The sequence below is a fragment of the Kiritimatiellales bacterium genome (assembly GCA_041656295.1).
Taxonomy (GTDB): Bacteria; Verrucomicrobiota; Kiritimatiellia; order Kiritimatiellales; family Tichowtungiaceae; genus Tichowtungia.
Map to the genome: position 1 here is coordinate 116,847 of JBBADV010000003.1, position 21,576 is coordinate 138,422.

The 21,576-nt window shown below is 52.0% G+C and carries 13 protein-coding genes and 3 pseudogenes; 10 read left to right on the forward strand and 6 right to left on the reverse strand.

Features of this window, described 5'->3' with window-relative positions:
* Nucleotides 1–99: 99 nt before the first annotated feature.
* From WC959_02835 to WC959_02850, 4 genes are read left to right on the forward strand one after another with little or no spacing between them, the layout of a single operon-like run.
* Nucleotides 100–1,449, forward strand: a complete 1,350-nt coding sequence (locus WC959_02835) for a sulfatase-like hydrolase/transferase (protein ID MFA5688075.1) — start codon at nucleotides 100–102, stop codon at nucleotides 1,447–1,449.
* Nucleotides 1,450–1,465: 16 nt separating this feature from the next.
* Entirely contained in the window at nucleotides 1,466–2,146 is a 681-nt protein-coding gene (locus tag WC959_02840; protein ID MFA5688076.1) for a hypothetical protein, read from the forward strand.
* 18 nt (nucleotides 2,147–2,164) lie between these two features.
* Complete coding sequence (locus tag WC959_02845) at nucleotides 2,165–3,673, forward strand: sulfatase (GenBank protein ID MFA5688077.1); 1,509 nt, start codon at nucleotides 2,165–2,167, stop codon at nucleotides 3,671–3,673.
* Nucleotides 3,646–5,268: a sialate O-acetylesterase gene (locus WC959_02850; protein ID MFA5688078.1), complete on the forward strand. Its 1,623-nt coding sequence runs from the start codon at nucleotides 3,646–3,648 to the stop codon at nucleotides 5,266–5,268. Before WC959_02845 ends, WC959_02850 begins: the two co-directional genes overlap by 28 nt.
* Nucleotides 5,269–5,271: 3 nt before the next feature.
* Here the strand turns inward: WC959_02850 and WC959_02855 are convergent, their stop codons facing one another.
* Entirely contained in the window at nucleotides 5,272–6,057 is a 786-nt protein-coding gene (locus WC959_02855; protein ID MFA5688079.1) for an IclR family transcriptional regulator, read from the reverse strand.
* Nucleotides 6,058–6,457: 400 nt separating this feature from the next.
* Between WC959_02855 and WC959_02860 the strand changes: the two are divergent.
* From WC959_02860 to hflX, 5 genes and pseudogenes are all read left to right on the forward strand, one after another.
* Nucleotides 6,458–6,937: pseudogene (locus WC959_02860) on the forward strand (IS481 family transposase).
* Nucleotides 6,927–7,079: pseudogene (locus WC959_02865) on the forward strand (IS256 family transposase). Before WC959_02860 ends, WC959_02865 begins: the two co-directional pseudogenes overlap by 11 nt.
* A 78-nt stretch (nucleotides 7,080–7,157) precedes the next feature.
* Nucleotides 7,158–7,607 (forward strand): annotated as a pseudogene (locus WC959_02870) (IS5 family transposase).
* Nucleotides 7,608–7,803: 196 nt separating this feature from the next.
* Nucleotides 7,804–9,222 (forward strand): threonine synthase, encoded by a 1,419-nt coding sequence (thrC, locus tag WC959_02875; GenBank protein MFA5688080.1) that lies wholly within the window; start codon nucleotides 7,804–7,806, stop codon nucleotides 9,220–9,222.
* 240 nt (nucleotides 9,223–9,462) lie between these two features.
* The gene (gene hflX, locus WC959_02880) at nucleotides 9,463–10,743 is read left to right on the forward strand and encodes a GTPase HflX (protein MFA5688081.1); all 1,281 of its coding nucleotides are present in this window, start codon (nucleotides 9,463–9,465) and stop codon (nucleotides 10,741–10,743) included.
* A gap of 39 nt (nucleotides 10,744–10,782) precedes the next feature.
* Here the strand turns inward: hflX and WC959_02885 are convergent, their stop codons facing one another.
* The 3 genes from WC959_02885 to WC959_02895 all read right to left on the reverse strand — a co-directional run bounded on the left by WC959_02885 (nucleotide 10,783) and on the right by WC959_02895 (nucleotide 17,853).
* The gene (locus WC959_02885; GenBank protein MFA5688082.1) at nucleotides 10,783–14,169 is read right to left on the reverse strand and encodes a homocysteine S-methyltransferase family protein; all 3,387 of its coding nucleotides are present in this window, start codon (nucleotides 14,167–14,169) and stop codon (nucleotides 10,783–10,785) included.
* A gap of 202 nt (nucleotides 14,170–14,371) precedes the next feature.
* The gene (gene clpB / locus WC959_02890; GenBank protein MFA5688083.1) at nucleotides 14,372–16,981 is read right to left on the reverse strand and encodes an ATP-dependent chaperone ClpB; all 2,610 of its coding nucleotides are present in this window, start codon (nucleotides 16,979–16,981) and stop codon (nucleotides 14,372–14,374) included.
* A 257-nt stretch (nucleotides 16,982–17,238) separates the two neighbouring features.
* On the reverse strand, nucleotides 17,239–17,853 hold the full coding sequence (locus WC959_02895; GenBank protein ID MFA5688084.1) for a master DNA invertase Mpi family serine-type recombinase: 615 nt from the start codon (nucleotides 17,851–17,853) through the stop codon (nucleotides 17,239–17,241).
* A gap of 54 nt (nucleotides 17,854–17,907) precedes the next feature.
* Between WC959_02895 and WC959_02900 the strand changes: the two genes are divergently transcribed.
* Nucleotides 17,908–18,756, forward strand: coding sequence for a TaqI-like C-terminal specificity domain-containing protein (locus WC959_02900; protein ID MFA5688085.1), 849 nt, complete (start codon nucleotides 17,908–17,910; stop codon nucleotides 18,754–18,756).
* Between the two features lie 2 nt (nucleotides 18,757–18,758).
* Here WC959_02900 and WC959_02905 read toward each other — a convergent pair whose 3' ends face one another.
* Entirely contained in the window at nucleotides 18,759–20,951 is a 2,193-nt protein-coding gene (locus tag WC959_02905) for an N-6 DNA methylase (GenBank protein ID MFA5688086.1), read from the reverse strand.
* On the reverse strand, nucleotides 20,875–21,531 hold the full coding sequence (locus WC959_02910) for a hypothetical protein (protein ID MFA5688087.1): 657 nt from the start codon (nucleotides 21,529–21,531) through the stop codon (nucleotides 20,875–20,877). Before WC959_02910 ends, WC959_02905 begins: the two co-directional genes overlap by 77 nt.
* Nucleotides 21,532–21,576 lie beyond the last annotated feature (45 nt).

Consider the following 21,576-nt stretch of genomic DNA (forward strand, 5'->3'; position numbering starts at 1 on the left):
GTCCGCCGCACGGCGAAAAAATAACGGCGCTCGGCGGCGCGAGTACCCTACCGGTTTTGTGACGCAGTAGACAGAAAATTTTATGAAAGGAGAAAAATTATGATCGAAAGAAGTTTGCTTACTCTGGGAATGGCGTTTTCATTTTCCGGCGCAAGTCCGGCGGAAAAAATTCCGGCGCCGAATATTTTAATTATTCTGACGGACGACCAGGGCTATGCCGACACCGGTTTTCAAGGCAGCAGCGATATTAAGACGCCTTTTCTGGACGGTATGGCGGCAGGAGGTGTGCGGTTTACGGAGGCGTATGTGACGTATTCAGTCTGCGGACCGAGCCGCGCCGGTTTAATGACCGGACGGATTCCGCAGCGATTCGGGTTCGAGCGGAATCCGGCGTATGACCGGACTGATCCGACGATCGGGCTTCCGCTTAGTGAAAAGACATTGGGCGATTTGATGAAGTCCGCCGGATATCGTACCGGCGCGGTCGGCAAGTGGCACCTTGGCGATCATCCTCAATTTTATCCCAATTTGCGCGGATTTGATTATTTTTACGGATTTACCGGCGGCGGACACCGCTATTTTCCGGCGGAATATGAAACGCGACTGAAAAGCGGCGGCTATAAAGAATATCTCACTCCGCTGGAGCGTAACGGAACACAGGTGGAAGAGACGGGATATCTAACGGATATTCTGACGCGCGAAGCGCTGCAGTTTATCTGTGACAGCAAAGATGCACCGTTCTTTTTATACCTCGCCTATAACGCGCCGCATACGCCGCTGGAAGCGACCGAAAAATATCTGGCGCGGCATCAGGATATTCAGGATGAAAAACGCCGGACATACGCGGCGATGCTCAGCGCAGTGGATGACGGTGTCGGCGAAATTCTCAGTCTGCTTGACGAGTTAAATCTTGCACAGAATACGCTGATTTTTTTCCTGTCGGATAACGGCGGACCGACATGGGATAATGCGTCGAACAATCAGCCGTTGCGCGGTGCAAAAAGCAGTTTATATGAAGGCGGCGTGCGGGTCCCGTTTCTGATGCGCTGGCCCGGGGTTCTGCCGGAAAATAAAGTGTATGAACTTCCGGTTTCGTCGCTGGATATTGCGGCGACAATGGCCGCTGTTGCGGGCGCAGCGCCGTCCGCAGACCGCCCGCTGGACGGTGTGAATCTGGTTCCGTATTTGACCGGAAAAAATGATGAACGGCCGCACCGGATGCTGTGGTGGCGGAAATACGACCAGGGATTCTTCTCCATACGGTATGATGATTGGAAGCTGGTGAAAACGGGGCCGGCGGTGCAATTGATGGATTTACCGAACGACATCGGAGAAAAAACCAATTTGATCAAGCAGTATCCGGAAAAAGCGGAACAGCTGAAAGCAATGTGGGATGAACTGGATAAAGAAATGATCGAGCCTGCATTTCGCGGGTTGCAAGCGGAATGAATCGGGAGGGATCAGAATGAAAATATATTCTATAATATTTTTTTTGACTGCATTTATTTCAACGGCACAGGTTGGACAGTCGGATGATGTTATCAGCGTCAATTTTTTCCGATCCGGCAATATTGCTAAAGATGGCGTAGATGCAGATTTTCCCGGTGTTGTGCCGGGCACATGGACAAATGTCGTGATGGATACGAACGGACTGGCAATCGTTGATTTTGCCGGAACAACGCTGGATATCAGTTCTTCAGCGGCAATCCGGCTCTCCGGGAATGCGGCATGGGATAACTGGGTTAACGGCGCCGGACCTGGCTGTGATACTGCCGGTACGCAGGTAACGATGACGTTGAGCGATATTCCTTATGCTCAATATTATGTTATTGCTTACTTGAGCGGCTGGAATGGTAGAAAAGGGTCTTCAAGCGACGGTTCGACAACATATTATTATACGATGCCGACGGTTGACGAAAGTAATCCGCCTTTTTTAAGTCAGATAACCAATACCGACAGTAATTCGATCGCATCGGCGATCGGTTCGTATGTGCTTTTCGGCACGGCTGAAAACCCGTTGACGGCGGATTCATTAACCCTGACGGTATCAGCCATACAAGCAAATATTGGTATCGGCGGATTCCAGATTGTAAAGGTGCCGGATTATCGGCGGATCGGATTATATATGATAACATCTCAGATGTGACGGAAGAGTTTGGCTGAAATGATAAAAAAATTTAAAACGCAGAGTTATATCTGGGCCGCCGCCGGCGTATTCATTCCGGTATTTTCCGCCGCCGCTTTGCCGGACCAGCCGAATTTTATCTGGATTATGGCTGAAGACATGAGCCTGGATCTGGAATGTTATGGGATGAAAGGTGTAAAAACGCCGCATCTGAACAGGCTGGCGGAAGAGGGCGCAAAATTCATGCGTGCATACTGCAGCAATCCTATTTGTTCTCCTAGCCGTTCGGCGATGATGACCGGCGCACATCAGACGGTTATTAATGCGCAGCATCATCGCAGCAATCGTGATGTTCCGCTGGAAGCACCGTACAAACCGTTTACGTATTGGCTCCGGCGCACCGGATACACCTGTATTCTTGGAAGTGACCTGGTGAAAGGAAATGGGCGGAAAACAGATTGCAATTTCAAGCATACTGCCGTTGGTCCGTATGACGGCATCGAACAGTTTGGGCTGTTCGATAAATTTGACCGGTTCAGCGCTGAGGATCAGCCGTTTTTTAATCAGATTCAATGTATTGTGACGCATCGCGGCGACTGGTGGAATGAAGTCAGAGAAAATTCAGCGCATCCGGTTTCGCTTGATGATATTAAACTGCCGACCTGGTTTGCTGATACACCGGAAATCCGCTACGACTGGGCGGCATACCTTGACACGGTTGAGTATATGGACAACGAGGTCGGGCAGATTCTGAAAAGGTTGGAAGATGAAGGTCTCGCAGAAAATACATATGTTATTTTCATCGCGGATAACGGCCGCTGCCATTTGCGCGGAAAAGGATATTTGCAGGATACCGGAATTCATGTGCCCATGATTGTTCGCGGCCCGGGGATTCCAAAGGGAACGGTGATAGATGAACTGGTTTGTATGACGGACATTACTGCCACGATTTTAAAACTTGCCCGCGCGGAAATGCCGGACTGGCTCGACGGAAAACCGGTGTTCGGTGTCAGTAATCCGCAATACCGCGAATACATCCGTTCCGCTCGCGACATCTGGGATGAAATCAATGACTGTTCCCGCAGCATCACAACCAGAAAATTTACTTATATTGCCAACCGTATGCCGGAAGTTCCATGGGATGCGCATCAGGCGTATCTTGATTTGAACCGTCCGGCAATTCATGTAATGCGCCGGCTGAAAAACGCAGGAAAACTTTCCCCGGCAGAGCTGATATTTTTGGCAGAACAAAAACCGCCGGAAGAACTTTATGACTTGGAAACAGATCCAGATCAGATGACCAATCTTGCCTGTAATCCGGGATATGCAGACGTGCTTCGGCAGATGAGGCAGTTGGAAAAAGACTGGCAGTCAAAATACAGCGACAGGGGACTTCAGGACATTGACTGCCGTCAGCCTGACCAAAATCTCAAGGCGAACCTCGCCCGTTCTGTGGTAAAAAAACTTCATCCGGAACTCTGGAACCGCCTAGAGTCCGGTGAGTTAATGGAGACAGATTCATGGAAACAGTTTATTCCGGAAAATTAAAAACCGGTTTTAAAGACAGATTGAATTTCGCATTTTTGTGCGCACTCACGTTATTAAGTTTTCCGGCACCGGTTTTTTCTGAAATTCGTCCCGCCGGAATTTTTACAGATAACATGGTTCTTCAGTGCGATGAGCCTGTCCGGGTTTGGGGAACTGCGGAACCGGGCGAAACGGTAACGATTGAATTTGCCGGCCAGAAAAAAATAACGGCGGCAAATGCGGGCGGTCAATGGCAGGTGCAGCTTGATCCGCTGCCGGCATCATCCGAACCGTGTGAAATGATCTTCAAATCTTCAGTCAACAATCTGCAATCTACAATTATAAATGTTCTTGTCGGCGAAGTCTGGCTTGCCGGCGGCCAGTCCAATATGGCGTCCACGATGGGAAATTATATGCGCACGGTGAAAGATGATGTAATGAGCGCAAATGATTCTTTGCTGCGCGTGGCAACTGTTCCGCGGTTGGATTATTCCGGCGAGAATGACAGTGCACCGGAATGGAAGATGACAAACCCGCAAACCGTCCGGACATTTTCTGCAACCGCATACTATTTTGGAAAAAATCTCCGGGATGCGCTGGACGTGCCCGTCGGAATTATCGTCTGCGCTGTCGGTGCAACGCCAGCGGAAGCGTGGATGAGCCGGAAAACGCTGGAGGCTGATACGGATTTAAAAAAGGTGATTGATGCGTATGATTCGCATGTGAAAAAAACATTTCCAGACGAAAGCAGTTTCACAGAATATCTGAAAGAATATGACCGTCTTGTCGAAGAATGGCTGCGGAAGAAGGCGGAAAGGCAGAAGGTCGGCTGGAAACCGGAAATCGAAATGAGCTGCCGGAATTTTAAACGCCCCGGCGGATTATATGAAACGATGCTTAAACAGGTTATCCCGTATACAATTCGCGGTGTGATCTGGTATCAGGGCGAAAATAATGCCAACAATCATGCCGCCGCGCATTACCGGAAAATTTTTCCGGCGCTGATTAACGAATGGCGCGCTGATTTTAATAATCCGGATCTGCCGTTTTTATTCGTTCAACTGGCAACTTTCGGCGGCAAAGATGCGAATGAACCTCAGTGGGCGGAATTACGGGAAGTGCAGCGCTGGACAGAAAAAAATGTACAAAACACCGGCATGGCAGTATTGGTTGACGGCGGAGAAGAAAAAGATATTCATCCGCATTCTAAACCGGAAGCCGGCAGACGGCTTGGTCTGCTCGCGCGAAATATTGCTTATGGCGAAAATAATTTAATTTGCCGCGGTCCGGAATTAAAAGAATCGAAAGTAAGCGGCTCTGTCATTGAACTCACATTTAATACTCCGGATGTCCGGTTAATTCCGGTTTCCGGAACAGAGAACGCATTCGAAATTTGTGGAGAAGACAGGAAATTTGTTGCCGCCGGCGCTGTCTGCCGTGACGGGAAAATCATTGTTTCATCGCCGGAAATTAACAATCCCGTTTTCGTCCGCTACGGATGGAAAAAATGGTTTGTTCCGTCTCTTTTCAACACCGCCGGACTTCCTGCTTCCCCGTTCAGAACAGATGATTTTCCATTTGTCACCAAAGGCCGGTTCTATCTAGATTCACTTTAAAAATTACGGCCGGTCATTTTGTAAATCTGTAGAAATCCGTTTCGCGCACTCTGTTACATAAGTCGTCAGTTCAGAAATATTTTCAGAAATAATTCGTGAAGACGGCCCGGTGATCCAGGCAACAGCCTGCGGATAATTAAACCGGTCAAGAATTGGTGCACTGATGCAATGCATTTCTTCCATCCATTCGCCGAACCCAACTGCATAGCCCTGCTGCCGGATTTTTTTCAGTTCATGTTTTAATTTTTTTTTGCTGACAATGGTGCGTTCCGTAAATTTTTTTAACGTCATCTTTTTCAGGAGTTCGTCCTGTTCGTCATCCGGTAAAAACGCCATCAACGCTTTCCCGGGAGCGCCGACGTGCAGAATGATCGGCTCACCGACATCGTGTAGAAATTTAAACGGATAAAGTCCCGGATATTCCAGAATCGCAACGCCGCGCGCGCGGTTCGGCAGCAGTACGCCGAGAATCGCGGTTTCTTTGGTTTGATTCCGCAGTTTTCGGAGATAGGGCGCTGCAATTTCTGTAATATTTTTATCGCACGTCCCGATGCTCGAAATGGCGAACAGTTTGCCGGACATCCGGACTTTTTTCGTCTCTTCATCCCGTGAAAAATATCCTTTTTCAATCATCGTCATTGTGATGCGAAAGACGCTGGTCGGTGATGCACCGATCTTCGTTGCAATTTCCGACATCGTCATGCCGTCCGGATGTTCCTTCAGCAGTTCAATGATAATTAGAGCTCGTTCCAGATTCGGCACCTTATATTTAGAAACAAATTTATTCATTACATTCAGAATATACGCAGATCGTAAATAAAAGCAATTCTTCGTGTTGTAATTATATACACGATGATCAGAACGTTTTCCAATAAAGGCACGATGGATAATCGTTTGTGGTTCGTGGTTGGAGAAACACAAGCCGACTGAAATCAAATGTGTTATACTCTTGTCTGGGAACAAGGACTCAACTTGTTCTATAACCTAAAAAAAGAGGCCGCCATTTCCGATGTCTCTTTTTTAAGCCAGTTTATCCAACCACCCCGGCTATTTGCCGGGGTCGTGGCCCGACGACTTCCTGGCGGTTCTGGCGGCGGCGGATCAGACACTTAATGACTGTTTTCCGGCCTAGATGTTTAGTCCCCCAGTGTACTGGAGTGATGTATAACCAGCTCCGGAGGGATAAATTATGGGACAGATAGTACACGGGTGCGCCCGTACGGCTGAGGCGGTGCGTCGAACGATACAACATCGTCAAGAGAGCCTGAATGTTCTGGCGCGGAGGCACGGTATTAACCCGAAAACCGTAGCGAAGTGGCGACAGCGCACAACCGTACAGGATGCCCCGATGGGGCCCAGGCAACCCCGGTCAACGGTGCTGAGCAAGGAGGAAGAAGCCGCTTGTGTCGCTTTTCGGCGGCACACACAGCTTCCGCTCGATGATGGTCTTTACAGCCTGCAGACCGCCATACCTCATTTAACACGCTCCTCTCTGCATCGTTGCTGCCAACGTCATGGAATTCGCCGGCTGCCGGATACCAAAGATCCCCGGAGCAAACGGAAATTCAAAACCTGTCCGATCGGGTTTTTCCATATCGACATCGCTGAGGTCCGCACGGAAGAAGGCAGGTTATATATGTTCGTTGCCATTGACCGTACGTCAAAGTTTACTGTTGTTCAGCTTCCCGGATGGCCAATCGGCGCTGATGCTGGTCTCGGCACGGTTGCGGCATGTCGCCGGAACCCAATGGGGCACCCGGCGCTACCTGAACATGGAACGGCTTTATGAATTAGAATGGAGGGCAGCATAAGGCTGCGGAGAATGGAGAGCCTCAAAATAAATGTGCGAAATATTATGGACACGACCTTCATCCGGACGCCTGCAGGGCGTTGAAAAAAACGGCCCGCAAGCCATCGGGCGGTCACGGGGCGGACGAACTACCAAGATACATCTGGTTGCCGCAACTGCTCGTCAGGCAGTAATTTTCTGCTTGTCTGCCGGCAACGAGGGTGACGCGCCGTGGGGCAGAAAACTGCTGATGCGCATGGGCAGAATCCCGAAACCATGCCATCTGCTTATGGATCGTGCGTATGAAGGGGATGAAACCCGGGAACTGGCTCAGACACTGGGATTTATACCTGTTGTTCCGCCCAACCCGAACCGGAAAAACCCATGGGATTACGATACAATAATCTATAAAAGACGGAATGAGGTTGAGCGACTCATCCGGCGGGTGAAATCCTGTCGCCGGGTATTCACCCGGTATGACAAACTGGACATTATGTTTTTGGGATTCATTGTCTTCGCGTTCATCGTGGAATTCTTACGCTTGTGTTAACACGCCCTAAACTTCCGAAACTGTGAATTGGCTCAATGCCTCCTGCCGGTGCTGGCCATGACAAAAAATACTGACCGGAATCATCTGATTCGTATTTTTAAAGTATATCAAACCGCGGTGTCATAAAATTACCGGCCGGAAACGATTGTGCAGTTTGTGCTTTACCCGTTACGCAATCCGCATTACGCATTACATTATGAACTATATCAGCACACGCGGGAAAATGGCGCCGGTGGAGTTTTTGGATGCCGTAATGACGGGTCTGGCGCCGGACGGCGGCCTGCTGCTGCCGGAAACCATTCCGGCGGTCGGCGACCGGCTGGAACAATGGAAAAATCTGTCGTATCAGGATTTGGCATTCGAAATTATGCGCCTGTTCGCCACCGATATCCCGGCGGAAGATTTGAAAAATTTAATTCAAAAAAGCTATGCCACCTTCCGCTCGCCGGCAGTTGCGCCGGTGGTTTCGGTCGGCGGGTTTTTCGTGCTCGAGCTCTGGCACGGCCCAACGCTGGCGTTTAAAGATATTGCGCTGCAGTTTCTCGGCAATCTGTTTGAATATATTTTACAAAAACGCGGCGGTAAACTGAACATTCTCGGCGCGACGTCCGGCGACACCGGCTCCGCTGCAATTTACGGCGTGCGCGGCAAAGAGAACATCCGCATGTTCATCATGCACCCCAGAGGACGCACCAGTCCGGTGCAGGAACTGCAGATGACCAGTGTGCTTGACGATAACGTCTTCAACCTTGCCGTTGAAGGCACGTTCGATGACTGTCAGCATCTGATGAAATCCATCTTTTCCGACGTATCATTTAAAACAGAACATTCGCTCGGTTCCGTAAACTCCGTCAACTGGGCGCGCGTGCTCGCACAGATCGTTTATTATTTTTACGCTGCGTTCCGCGTGCAGGCAGAAACCGGCGCGCCGGAAATTCAGTTTTCTGTGCCCACCGGAAATTTCGGCGACATTCTCGCCGGATATCTCGCGGTGCAAATGGGACTGCCGGTGAAAAAACTGATCCTTGCCACCAACGAAAACAACATTCTCTCGCGCTTCTTCAACAGCGGCGAATACAGTATCGGCAGCGTCATGCCGACGCTCAGTCCGTCGATGGATATTCAGGTCGCCAGCAACTTTGAACGCTATCTTTATTATCGTACCGGACAGGACGCCGGGAAATTGCGTGCACTGATGAACTGCTTTGCAACAAATAAAAAACTCACGGTGGAACTGAACGCCGGCGGCATAGTCGATGACCTTTTTGCTGCCGGCGAAGGCAGCACCGAACAGACGCTTGCCACCATTAAGAAAATTTATGATTCCACCGGCTATGTGCTCGACCCGCACACCGCTGTCGGCGTTGCCGTTGCGGAGCGGTTTATGGAAGGCGCGGACACTTCGATGAGGCGTCCGCGGACGGATCATCGATCCGTCCCTGCCATCTGCCTCGCCACCGCGCATCCGGCAAAGTTCACCGCCGCCATCGAACGCGCTATCGGCACCGCCGCACATCATCCGGCGCTCGATGCACTCGCCGGCGCCGCAACCCGCTGTACCACCATCGCCAACGATGAATCCGCCGTGCGTGACTATTTGGTGCGGAATACTTAATGAACATGTTTGCTCCTCAACCAGCCTGTCATGTGATTGCCGGGCAGAACAGCGCTGGGAAAACAACGTTTATGTTACAGTATACATTGATTGTGGAGCAGACATTCCTGTCTGCTCATTTTGCGCAGACAGGAATGTCCGCGCCACGCGTATTTTGGAAATCCGAATTCCGGTGCAGAGCAAATGCCCTCCCCGGCAGACCTTCGACCTCAAGACTTTTGACTTTCGACTGAAATTTTTATGACAAATTTAAAAGAGACGGATCCGAAAATTCAAGAGCGTGCAATTCTGGTTGGCGTGATGATGCGCGGGCGCGATGAGGAGTGGGATATTCGCGACACGCTGGATGAACTCGCACAACTGACGGAAAGCGCCGGCGCGGAAGTGTTGAATCGTGTGCTGTGCAAGCAGGCAAAAATTTATCCGGGGCATTATATCGGCAAAGGCAAGGCTGAAGAAATTTCACAGCAGGTTCAGGCGTTTAATGCGAATCTGGTGATTTTCGACGAAGACCTTTCGCCGGCGCAGGGACGTAATCTGGAAGAGATTGTCGGCGTGCGCGTGCTCGATCGTACACAGTTGATTCTTGATATTTTCGCGCGCCGCGCGCAGACGCGCGAAGGCTGTCTGCAGGTTGAACTCGCACAGCACCGCTATCTTTTGCCGCGCCTGCGCCGGATGTGGACGCATCTTGAACGGCAGGCCGGCGGAATCGGATTAAAGGGACCGGGCGAAACTCAGATTGAAATGGACCGCCGGCGCATCCAGCTTCTAATCGGTACGCTGACAAAAGAGCTCGAGCTTGTCCGGCTGCGGCGCGCGGAGCAGCGGCGCGGCCGGCACCGGCACGGCTGGGCGCTTGTGTCGCTCGTCGGTTATACAAACGCCGGAAAATCAACCCTGCTCAACCGGATCGCCGGCGCCGATATCTATGCACAGGATCAGCTGTTTGCAACGCTGGACCCGACGACTCGGCAGGTTGAGCTGCCGAACCGCGAGCCGTGTTTAATCACGGACACGGTCGGTTTTATTCGCAAGCTGCCGCATCATCTTGTTGATTCATTTAAAGCGACGCTGGAAGAAGTGGCGGAGGCGGATTTGCTGCTGCATGTGGCCGATTGTTCACATCCGCAGGTGGAACAGCAGATCGACGCGGTGCACGCGGTGCTGCAGGAGCTCGGTGCAGAAAACAAACCGGTGCTGTTTGTGCTGAATAAAATTGATACACCGGAAGGCAAAAATGCCGCGCGCCGGCTGGCGCGCCAGCCCGGACGTTCTGTCGCGGTGTCTGCAAAAACCGGCGAAGGAATTGATGCTCTGCTGAACGAACTGGCTGACTGCCTGAAAGGTGATAAGCAAACATTACGGCTGCGGATTCCGTTCGGTGAAGGACGCCTGCTCGCGCTCCTGCAAAATTCCGCCACTGTGCTCGAAGAAAAATATGAAGACGAGTTCGCCGAAATTCTTGTCCGTGTGCCGGCACAGCTGGTTTCACGGGTTGATAAATTCCGGCAGACATAAAATTGTAAGGCGGAAATGGCCGATACGACGTCCCCAGGCCTACATCGCAAAATAGTGCGCCTGCGGGTGGTGTGTAATCAGCGCAAAGGTGGAGACTTCAGGATCCAGGATAAACAGATCAGTGACGGTGATTCCGATTCGCCGGGTGTCTAACAGTTCACTGCAGATTTTATTCAGCGCCAGATCGGGGCAGGCGGGATAGCCGAAGGCAAACCGGCGCTGATCGAGTTTGCGCCGCCGGATTTCTTCAAGCGAAAGGTCGCCTTCATGCGATCCCCACTGCCGGCGGATCTGCCGGTGCCCGAATTCCGCCAGCGCTTCGGCGCTCATCACAGCGAGCCCGTGAAACAGCAGATAATCCAGATAGCGGTCGGCGGCACGCAGTTCCTGCTCTTTTTTTGCAATGCCGCCGCCGAGCGTGACGGCCATCAAGCCGGCGATGTCGCGGTCGGTGCGGAAATAATCTGCTAAGCAGATTCCGGTGCGCGCACTGCGCGGAAAGGCAAACGGAATTTCCCCGCCGGTTGCCGGATTCTGAATCAGCAGTGTGTCGCCGGCGGCGCGGCAGTTGAAAAATCCATGAATCATTTGCGGAACAAAGACACGGCGCGCAATCTGTTTTACTTTGGCAAGATTCGGTAGAATTTCCACCGCGCGCAGTGTTTGATAATCGGCGTCGGACAGCTCGCCCTGCTTATATCCCCAGACGCCGCGCGTCAGCACATGGGTGTCGAGATAGTGCCAGACTTCATCCGGATCAATCCGCTCCGCAATCCATGTGTCGGCCGGCACATCCGGCACCGGCACATCGCGGTGAATGATCTCGTTTGCCGGCGCCGGTTTCTTTGGCGCGGCCGGTTGTTTCTTTTTGACCGGCGCCGGTTCAGGAAAGTGTCCGGTCTGTTTAAATTCCTGCAACGCTGCGAGACTGACAAATGCATCTTTGCAGTAGAGCACCTCGCCGGAATAGAGCGGGCGGCAGACCTGATCGACAAACTCCGGCGACAGCGCTGCGCCGCCGAGCATCACCGGAATTTTAATGCCGGCGCGTTCAAACGCGGAAAGATTTTCTGCCATCACAGTAGTGGATTTTACCAGCAGTCCGCTCAGCCCGATAGCAATCACATGATGTTTTTCTACGGCGTTGATAATCTGTTCCACCGGAACTTTAATGCCGAGATCGAGCACATCAAACCCGTTGTTCGATAAAATAATTCCAACCAGATTTTTGCCGATGTCGTGCACATCGCCGGCAACGGTGGCCAGCAGGATGAGCGGCGGTCTTTCGCCGGCGCCGGTTTTTTGCAGATGCGGTTTAAGCAGATCCACCGCGTGCTTCATCACTTCGGCGGATTTCAGCACGAACGGCAGCTGCAGCGTGCCGTCGTTAAACAGCCGGCCGACCTCTCTCATCGCCGGCAGTAGAAGTTCATTCAGGATCGTTTCGGCGCGCTCCGTGTTCAGCAATACCGGCATAGCGGTTTGCATCCAGGGAATTTTCCCGCGCACAATCGCATCCGTTAACAGTTCCGCCGGCGGGCGCGTCTCCGGTTTTTCTTCCGGTGCTTCCTGAAAATATTCAAACAGGTTGATATAATTTTCCAGCGGATCGCCGGCGGAAAAATCGTTATTCAGCAGCGCTTCGGCGGCGGTGCGCAGATTCGCCGGAATTTCATTCAGCGGCACAATCGCCGCCGCGTGCACAATCGCGGCGTCCAGACCGGCAGCCACCGCCTGATGTAAAAACACCGCGTTTAAAATTTTGCGCGCCGCCGGTTTCAGTCCGAATGAAATATTGGAAAGTCCGAGCAGCGTGCGCACGCCCGGCAGCTCCGCTTTAATCCGGCGGATGGCGTTCAGGGTTTGTACCGCCGCATCGCGCAGCGATTCATCGCCGCTGCACACCGTAAAGGTCAGCGGATCAATCAGCAGATCGTCAGGCGCTAGTCCGCGTGCGGTGCAGAAATCGACTATCCGTTTTGCCACCGCAAATTTTTCATCCGCCGGCAGCGCCATGCCTTTTTCATCAATCGTCAGCGCGACCAGCGCCGCGCCGTACCGGCGCGCCAGTGCAACCACGCGTTCAGCGCGCGCACCGCCGTCTTCAAAATTAATGGAGTTAATCAGCGCCCGCCCGCCGTACCGTTTCAGTGCGTCTTCAATCGCTGCGGCGGATGTGGAGTCAATCATCAGCGGTGCGCGGCATTCGCGCGCCATGCGCGGAACGAGTACGGCGATGTCAGCGCGCTCGTCGCGACCGGTGTACCCGCAGCTCAAATCAAGTATATGCACGCCGGTTTCCTCCTGCTCACTTAAAATGTGAAAAGCATTTTCATAATCATTATTGAGCAGTGCGTCGCGGAATCTTTTCGACCCCGTGGCATTCGCGCGCTCACCGATAAAGAGCGGCGCCGGCTGCTGTGTTAAATCCACCGGCTGAAACAGGCTGGCGGCTTGAGGTAGGGCGTTCGCTCCGTCGAGCGCCGGAATTTTTTGCGGACGGCGGCGGAGCGCCGTCCCTACCAATTTCCTCAACTCCGCAATATGTTCCGGCGTTGTGCCGCAGCATCCGCCGGCGACAGAAATCCCATGCGCTGCCATCAGCGCCGCAACTTTTTTGGCGAACGGCAGCGGTGCAAGCGGATAAACCACATTTCCGGCGGCGTCTGTTTCCGGCATGCCGGCGTTCGGCATACATGCGATGTTTCCCCGCCAGAGTTTCGCCAGCATTTCAATGTGCGGCGCCATGCGATCCGGACCAGTCGCGCAGTTGAGTCCGAGAATATCCACCGGATAGGGCGCCAGAATTGCCGCCGCGGCGGCGACACTGGTTCCGACCAGCATTGTGCCGGTGGTCTCAACGGTGAGCGAAACATAACGCACAATCTCACTGTTCGCGCCAGGCAGAGCATCGGCGGCGGCGAGCGCCGCTTTGATTTGCAGCGGGTCCTGACAGGTCTCAATCAGCAGACCGTCCACGCCGCCGTCGAGCAGACCTTGAATTTGAACTTGATAGGCATCGTACAGCTCATCGAATGAAATGTGTCCGAGCGACGGCAGTTTGGTGCCGGGGCCGATCGCGCCGAAAACAAAGCGGCGCTGTTCCGGTGTTGAAAACTCAGCGGCGCATTCACGCGCAAGCTGTGCGCCGGCTTTACTGATTTCATACGCGCGCTCCGCCAGCTGATATTCGCCGAGCGTCAGCGGGGACGCGCCGAACGTATTGGCTTCAATCGCATCGGAACCGGCGGCGAGATAGGCGCGGTGCAAACTGCGGAGAATCTCCGGCGCAGAAAGATTCAGCCATTCATTGCAGCCGTCATGTCCGTTCCATTGCTCCGGCGTGATCTCCAGCGTTTGAATAATCGTGCCCATTGCACCGTCGAGCAGCAGCGTGCCGGAATGCAGCTTTTCTTTCAGAGTCATACCGGCACCCTAACAAAGCAGCGCCGGGCAGAGCAATAAAAATTCGTAAATCCGGATAAACGAATAAATAAAAGTAAAATTTTAATTTCCCGCAAAAAAGGTAGGGCGGTCAGTCCCTTGACCGCCGTTTAGTATGGAATATTCTATTTCAACGGCGCGCAAGGGACTGACCGCCCTACCATTCATTTCTCTTTTCAGACCCTTATTCTTTAATTTTAAAAACGAGGTTGTCGTTTTTAAGATCGGCGCGGACGGTATGGCCGTCGGTAATTTCGCCGGAGATCAGGCTGCGCGCGAGCTGCGTTTCAAAGTGGCGCTGAATGAAACGCCTGAGCGGGCGCGCGCCGTACACCGGATCGAATCCTTCTTTGACGATGTACTGTTTCGCGTTGTCGCTGACCTCCAGCTGAATGTCGCGCGCCGCCAGGCGGCCGCGCAGATCGTCCAGCATCAGTTCAACAATCGAGCCGATTTCTGTTTCGGTGAGCGGCTTGAACAGCACGGTATCGTCGAGCCGGTTGAGAAATTCCGGACGGAAGCTGCTTTTCAGCAGCTCCATCACCTGATCGCGCGTTTTTTCGTCGATGCCGCCCCGGTCATCAATGCCGTCCAGCAGCAGTGTCGAGCCGATATTGCTGGTCATGATGATAATTGTATTTTTAAAACTGACGGTATGGCCCTGTGAATCGGTCAGCCGTCCGTCGTCAAAAATTTGCAGCAGAATGTTGAACACATCCGGATGCGCTTTTTCAATCTCATCGAGTAGAACGACGGAATAGGGGTTGCGCCGCACCGCTTCGGTGAGCTGTCCGCCCTCTTCATACCCGACGTAGCCGGGCGGCGCGCCGACGAGCCGCGACACAGTATGTTTTTCCATATATTCGCTCATATCCACGCGCACCATGTGCTCTTCGCTGTCGAACAGCTCAAACGCGAGCGTGCGCGCCAGTTCGGTTTTACCGACGCCGGTCGGACCGAGAAACAGAAACGCGCCGATCGGACGGTTTGGATTATTAATGCCGGCGCGCGCGCGCAGTACGGCATCCGCCACCACATCCACCGCCTCATCCTGACCGATCACGCGTTTGTGCAGATCGCCGGCGAGCTGCAGCAGTTTTTCACGCTCGCCCTCGAGCAGTTTCGTCAGCGGAATACCAGTCCACCGCGAGACGACCTCCGCAATTTCCTCTTCGGTGACCTCTTCGCGCAACAGACTTTTTTCGCTGTCCACCGCGTGCAGTTTTTCCTCAAGCTCTTTCAACTGCGCCTCAAGCTGCGGGATGGTTCCATGCCGCAGTTTTGCCACGCGCTCCAGATCGTATGCGCGTTCCGCTTCCGCGCTTTCGCGCCGCGCAAGATCGAGCGCTTCGCGCAGATCGCGCACGCGCTGAATGCCGCTCTTTTCATTTTCCCACTGCGTGCGCAGCGTTTGTTCTTCGGTCTTCAGCTCCGCCAGCTCTTTCTGCAGATGCTCCAGCCGCTCCTGACTCGCTTTATCCTTCTCTTTTTTCAGCGCCGTTTCTTCAATTTCAAGGCGCATCACTTTACGCGTAATTTCATCCAGCTCCGCCGGCAGCGAATCAATTTCGGTGCGGATCGACGCACACGCCTCGTCCATCAGGTCGATCGCTTTATCCGGCAGAAACCGCTCCGTGATGTAGCGGTCCGACAGCGTCGCCGCCGCCACCAGCGCGGTGTCCTTAATATGCACGCCGTGATGAACTTCAAACCGTTCGCGCAATCCGCGCAGAATTGAAATCGTATCTTCCACGCTCGGCATCTCCACCAGCACCGGCTGAAAGCGGCGTTCGAGCGCCGCGTCTTTTTCAATATATTTCCGGTGCTCATCGAGCGTCGTCGCGCCGATACAATGCAGTTCGCCGCGTGCCAGCATCGGCTTCAGCATATTGCCGGCATCCGTCGAACCCTCCGTTCTGCCGGCGCCGACAATCGTATGCAGCTCGTCGATGAAGAGAATAATCCGGCCTTCCGCCGATTTAATTTCATTCAGCACCGCTTTTAAACGCTCTTCAAATTCTCCGCGATATTTGGCGCCCGCCATCAGCGAGGTCATATCGAGTGCAAAAATCGTCTTATTTTTCAGCCCCTCCGGCACATCTCCGCGCAGAATCCGGTGCGCTAGACCCTCCACAATCGCCGTTTTTCCGACGCCCGGTTCGCCGATCAGCACCGGATTGTTTTTCGTCTTGCGCGAAAGGATGCGAATCACCGACCGGATCTCCGCATCGCGCCCGATCACCGGATCCAGTTTGCCGGCGCGCGCCAGCTCCACCAAATCCTGACCGTATTTTTTCAGCGCATCATACGCGCCTTCCGGATTGTCCGACGTCACGCGCTGATTCCCGCGCACCGTTTTCAGGGCGTCGAAAATCCGGTTTTTCGTTACGCTCAACTCGTCGAGAATTTTACCGGCCGGCGTTTTCGTTTTTTCATCCGCAAACGCCAGCAGCAGATGTTCGACCGAAATAAACTCATCGCCGAGCTGCTGCATCGCCTTCTGCGCTTTTACCATCAGCTCATTAAGCCGCTGCGTCACATAAATTTTGCCCGACTCCGTGCCCGGACCGGAAACTGCCGGAATTTTTTGCAGCTCCTGCTCCAGCCGCGCCAGCGCCGTCGGCGTGGAGATATCCATCCGTTCAAAAAGCTGCGGTGCCAGACCCTCCTCTTGCCGGAGCAGGGCGAGCAGCAGATGTTCGCCGTCCACCTGCTGATGTCCATGTTCGGCGGCCAGCGACTGCGCCGTTTGAAACGCCTCACGAACCTTTTGTGTCATTTTATTAAAATCCATAACAAACTCCTTCTCTTTGCAATCTCTAGAAGCAGGATTCGTACCATATATTAATATAGCATCTAATCAGTTTTTAATGAATAGATTACAATAAAAATGATTTACGGTAAAACAGATATGCGCCGGAATGTCTCATCGGATGCCCGTTTTTGAGAGTCGTCATACAACTCGCGGTTCAGCGGATTATTAATAGATATAATGATTTTTAGAGCAGTTCCGGTTTAATTTATCGCGCCAGAACTACACGCCCGGTTAATTTACATTTCGAACCGATTTTCATACATGCGCTCTTTTATGAATTTTCCGAGTGTGATGCGGTGGACTTTTAGTTTACGGGCAATCTTTGATGTCGAATAACCGCGTTTTAATAATCTGTCAATTTGTTCCTCCCGTCCAGTGAGTTTTACCTTGGTGCTCTTTCGCCCTTTTGGCCGACCAAGTATGACGCCTTCAGATCGTCGTCGGGCAAGTGCCTCTTTTGTTCGTTGTGAAATCAGGTTGCGCTCAATCTCGGCGGAGATACCAAAAGCAAATGCTAATACTTTTGAACTGATATCTGCACCAAGACGATAATTGTCCTTTATCGTCCAAACCTGTACATCACGTTTCAGACATTGATTCAGGATATCCATTATCATGAGCAGGCTGCGTCCAAGGCGTGAAAGTTCAGCGCAGATGAGAATGTCGTCCTTCTGCAACTTGGCCAGTACACTGCCGAGTTTCCGCTTTTCAGGTTCCTTTGTCCCTGAAATGGTCTCCTCGATCCAATGCTCAATCACGATGTTTTTGCGTTCGCAAAAGCAATTGATTTCGTAACGCTGGTTCTCAACAGTTTGTTTATCGGTGCTGACGCGGATGTATCCGTAGTTCATAATATCACTTTCTGTTTAATTGAACGAAGAAGGATATTAAAAAAGAGCCTTTTTGTGCGACACAATGCTACACCTTGCCGATTCGGGACTTCTGCAAGCTGGGTAGTCCTTTCACTGATTGAGCGCAGTATAAAGGAAAAGATTGAAAAAATCGGTGTCCCTTTAAAAGAGTGGGACATCTCCATCAACTATGGGATCAAAACAGGGTTTAACGAAGCTTTCATCATAACCGAGCAAAAGCGCATAGAGATTCTTGCCAATTGCGCCAATGCGGCCGAGCGCAGACGGACTGATGAATTAATTAGACCGATTTTGCGCGGCAGAGATATCAAACGCTATGCCCACGAGTGGGCTGGGCTATATTTGATTGCCACTCACAACGGTATTCCTGATAAAGGCATTCCTAAAATTGACATTGAAAAATATCAAGCAGTGAAAACTCACCTTAACTCCTATTGGGCTCAAATTGAAAATCGATCCGACCAAGGAGACACCCCATATAATCTGCGCAGTTGTGCTTATATGGAGGATTTTTCTAAACCTAAAATTGTGTGGTCTGATATTGCAACTGAGCCTTCATTTTCCTTCGTAGCTGATCAGATGTTTTTTAATAATACTTGTTACATAATGACTAGAGCCCCTACCTGGGTGCTTGGATTTTTAAACTCTACAGTTATGAAATGGTACTTTCCAAAGATAGCCACTGATCTCGGTGAAAAAGGTACCAGATATTTCAAGCAGTTTGTTGAAATACTTCCAGTACCAGAGTTAACCTTGCCACATATAAATATTATAAATGATTTATTATTGAGGCAAAGTTATACCGAAATAGACGCTGTTCTGTACAGTTTTTTCGGGTTTGATGACAAAGAGATCCAGTCAATTAAAACTTGTTGTCTATAGTTTTAATTTGTTTCTAAAGAAACTTGCTCCTCATTAGTAAGGTTGTAAAAATTAGCAAACACTTTATTGATAGCACTATGGTTTTTGTTGCGAACTAAAAGAGTTATTTCTTTAAAAAGCATGGCATCAACTGGTATGTGAATGTGATTTAGAAAATCTGGTCGTATAATTTCAGCAGATTTTGGGTCTTCTGCTATAAGTTGCTGTCGCTTGGCTTCATCGATAATGAATGCCTCGTTGCATCCCGTTAGAATGCCACGATATATTTTCACATCCCAATCTTTCAGTGGCGTTCCGATACGCTCAATTTTCTCTTTGATACTCCGCTCAATTGGCGACAAAATGACCCAGCTAGAATCCCCCTTAAAACAACATTTTTCGGCATTGTGTCGCACAAAAAGGCTCAAATTTTCACGACAATCATCGGTGGCAATAACAGCGCTAGTTGGGAGGGTATCTTGCTCCTGTGTTGTTTTCTCCAGAAGAAGGATATTTGTGTCCACGGTGGCAGAGTCGAATATCTTTTGTCCGGCGAAATCGATTAGGGTTTTGGCATGCGTTTTTTGCGAGAAGAACTGACGCAGACTCGCCCCGTATCCCGCGCGCATCCATTTGTTGGATGTTATATAGCAAAGATGTCCGCCTTTCCGAAGGAATTGGTATCCACGTTCGTAAAAGAGGGTGTATATATCACCGGTGCGTTCAAATGTCTCAAAACCGAGGTCTTTGTATTGGTTTGCCAGAGCACCGCCGTTGTTTTGCAGTTGGACATACGGCGGGTTGCCGATAACGATGTCAAAACCGTCTTTGACGTCGAACATCCATTCGGGGTCGAAGAAGGCGGAGGTGGCGTTTTGGTCGTAAGGATCCCAGGCGGCAAGTTGGCGGGCATCTTCAGGGGCGAAAAGGTCGTTCTCTGAGAGAAGCACAAAGAGGCGGGCACGAAGCTCGGCATCGCGCTTGCGGAGTTTCTTCTTTTGCGAGGTGTGGCGGGCGGAGAAGTGATCATGGCGGACTTGGCTCAGTTCCTTCTTCACGTTTTCGATCTCGGCGTTGTCGAATAGGGTGGCAACGGCCTGCTTTTTTTTACCGACCAACGTGTTGGCGCAGACGAAGTTGTTTTCGAGGTTGGGTAACGGCGGTGTCTGCCCGTCGGGCCAGTCGCAGACAAGGGAGATGAAGAAGCGGAGCTTGGCGATCTGGACAGCGATAGGCTGGATGTCCACGCCGTAGATACAGTTTTCAATGAGGCGCAGCTTGGTGGCGTAACGCTCGGCAGGCTTGGGGCCAAGGATTTCGAGCAGCCGAGTGAGGATGCCCATCGGGAAGGCACCGGAGCCGCAAGCGGGGTCGAGAATTTTGAGGGAGAAGAGTTTTTCGCGTGCAGAGGCAGAAGCAAGGGATGCTTCACTATGGACGCTGGCACCTTTGTCCCCATTTTCTCCTGTCTTCTTATCTTTATTCGGGAGCCTTTCTCCCAATGCGGCGGCAATAGCGGCTTCGGCCATGTAATCAACGATCTCGCGCGGTGTGTAGAAAGAACCGGTCTGTTTGCGGGCGGTCGCGCCGGTCTCGGGGTTGTAGGAGGCGAGGAGGTTCTCAAAGACTTTGCCGAGCAGCTCGGGGTCGAGCGCAACTTCCTGATCGAGCGGGGTGTTCTCCTCGACAGTGAAGTTGTAGCGGTTGAGGAGAGGGAAGAGCCCTCTCTGCGGGTCGAAGAAGAGCGTATCGGGGACGGCGAGGAGCGGTTCGTTCTCCTTGCGGTTGGAGAAGCAGTCAAGACGCCGGACGCTGGCTCGGTCCTCGCGGTTTTTGTCGAGACATTCAAAAAGACCACCGTTGAGGAAGGGGATGGCGGCACAGGTGTTGATGAATTGGTCGGCCATGCCGGGCCTGAAGAAGCGTTTGTAGCGGTAGCCTTCAACGCCGATCACTTGATAGTTACGGTTGTCGTTGATGAAAGCGCGCCGTGCTTCATTGGGGTCGAGGTTGAGCGTGGCGAAAAAGAGGTTCTGCAGGATGGCTTTGTAATAGGTGGAGCCGGTCACGTCGGTATAGTTGAGCCAGTGGTCGGCCTGCGCCTTGTCGAAAAATTCGATGGGGATGATGTTTTTCTGTTTAAGAAACCAGCAGAAGAGGAGGCGGGAGATGAGGCGGATGGTCTGGCTCGGCGTTGCGCCGGGAATCGTCGGCAATGATGTCGGCAGGGAAGCGGACTTGCTTCAGGGCGCATTCGTACCAGGCGAAGAGTTCAGTGTAAAACTCTTTAGCAATGGCCTCAACAGCGAAGGCAGCGAGGATATTTTTGTGAGAAATACCGACGGTTTGGAGCATGATGAAGCGTTCGATGGCGGTGCGATATTGCTGGGCATCAGCGCCGAAGACATAAGTGAAACGTTTGGGGTGGGTGTCGACGTCTTTGATATCGCAGATGTAGGAGAAGCGCCAGCGGTTGGAACCGGTCTCGTGAAAGACGGCGATGGCGGAGTCAAAGCCGTGGTTACGCAAGAAGCGGTCGGCAAGGGCGCGCAGGCCTGATTTGCGGCGGAGGACGGAGCCGCTGGTGATATCGAAGCGAAAGGGGCCGACCTTGTAGTGGTCGGCGGTGGTAAACTCGCCTAACAGGCAGCCGTCGTCACCGTCCCTGCTGCCGAGCGGTTTGGGGTGCGTGTAGAGCGTATCCGCGCCGAAAAATTCGTGGAGGAAGGTTGTCCATTGTTCATTGTTAAACGAATTGGAGAAGAGTTGTTTGAGTTGGTCGGTGGTGTAGCTCATAAAAAAACTTTCAGTTAGTACCTAATTCAATACCTATTTAAATGG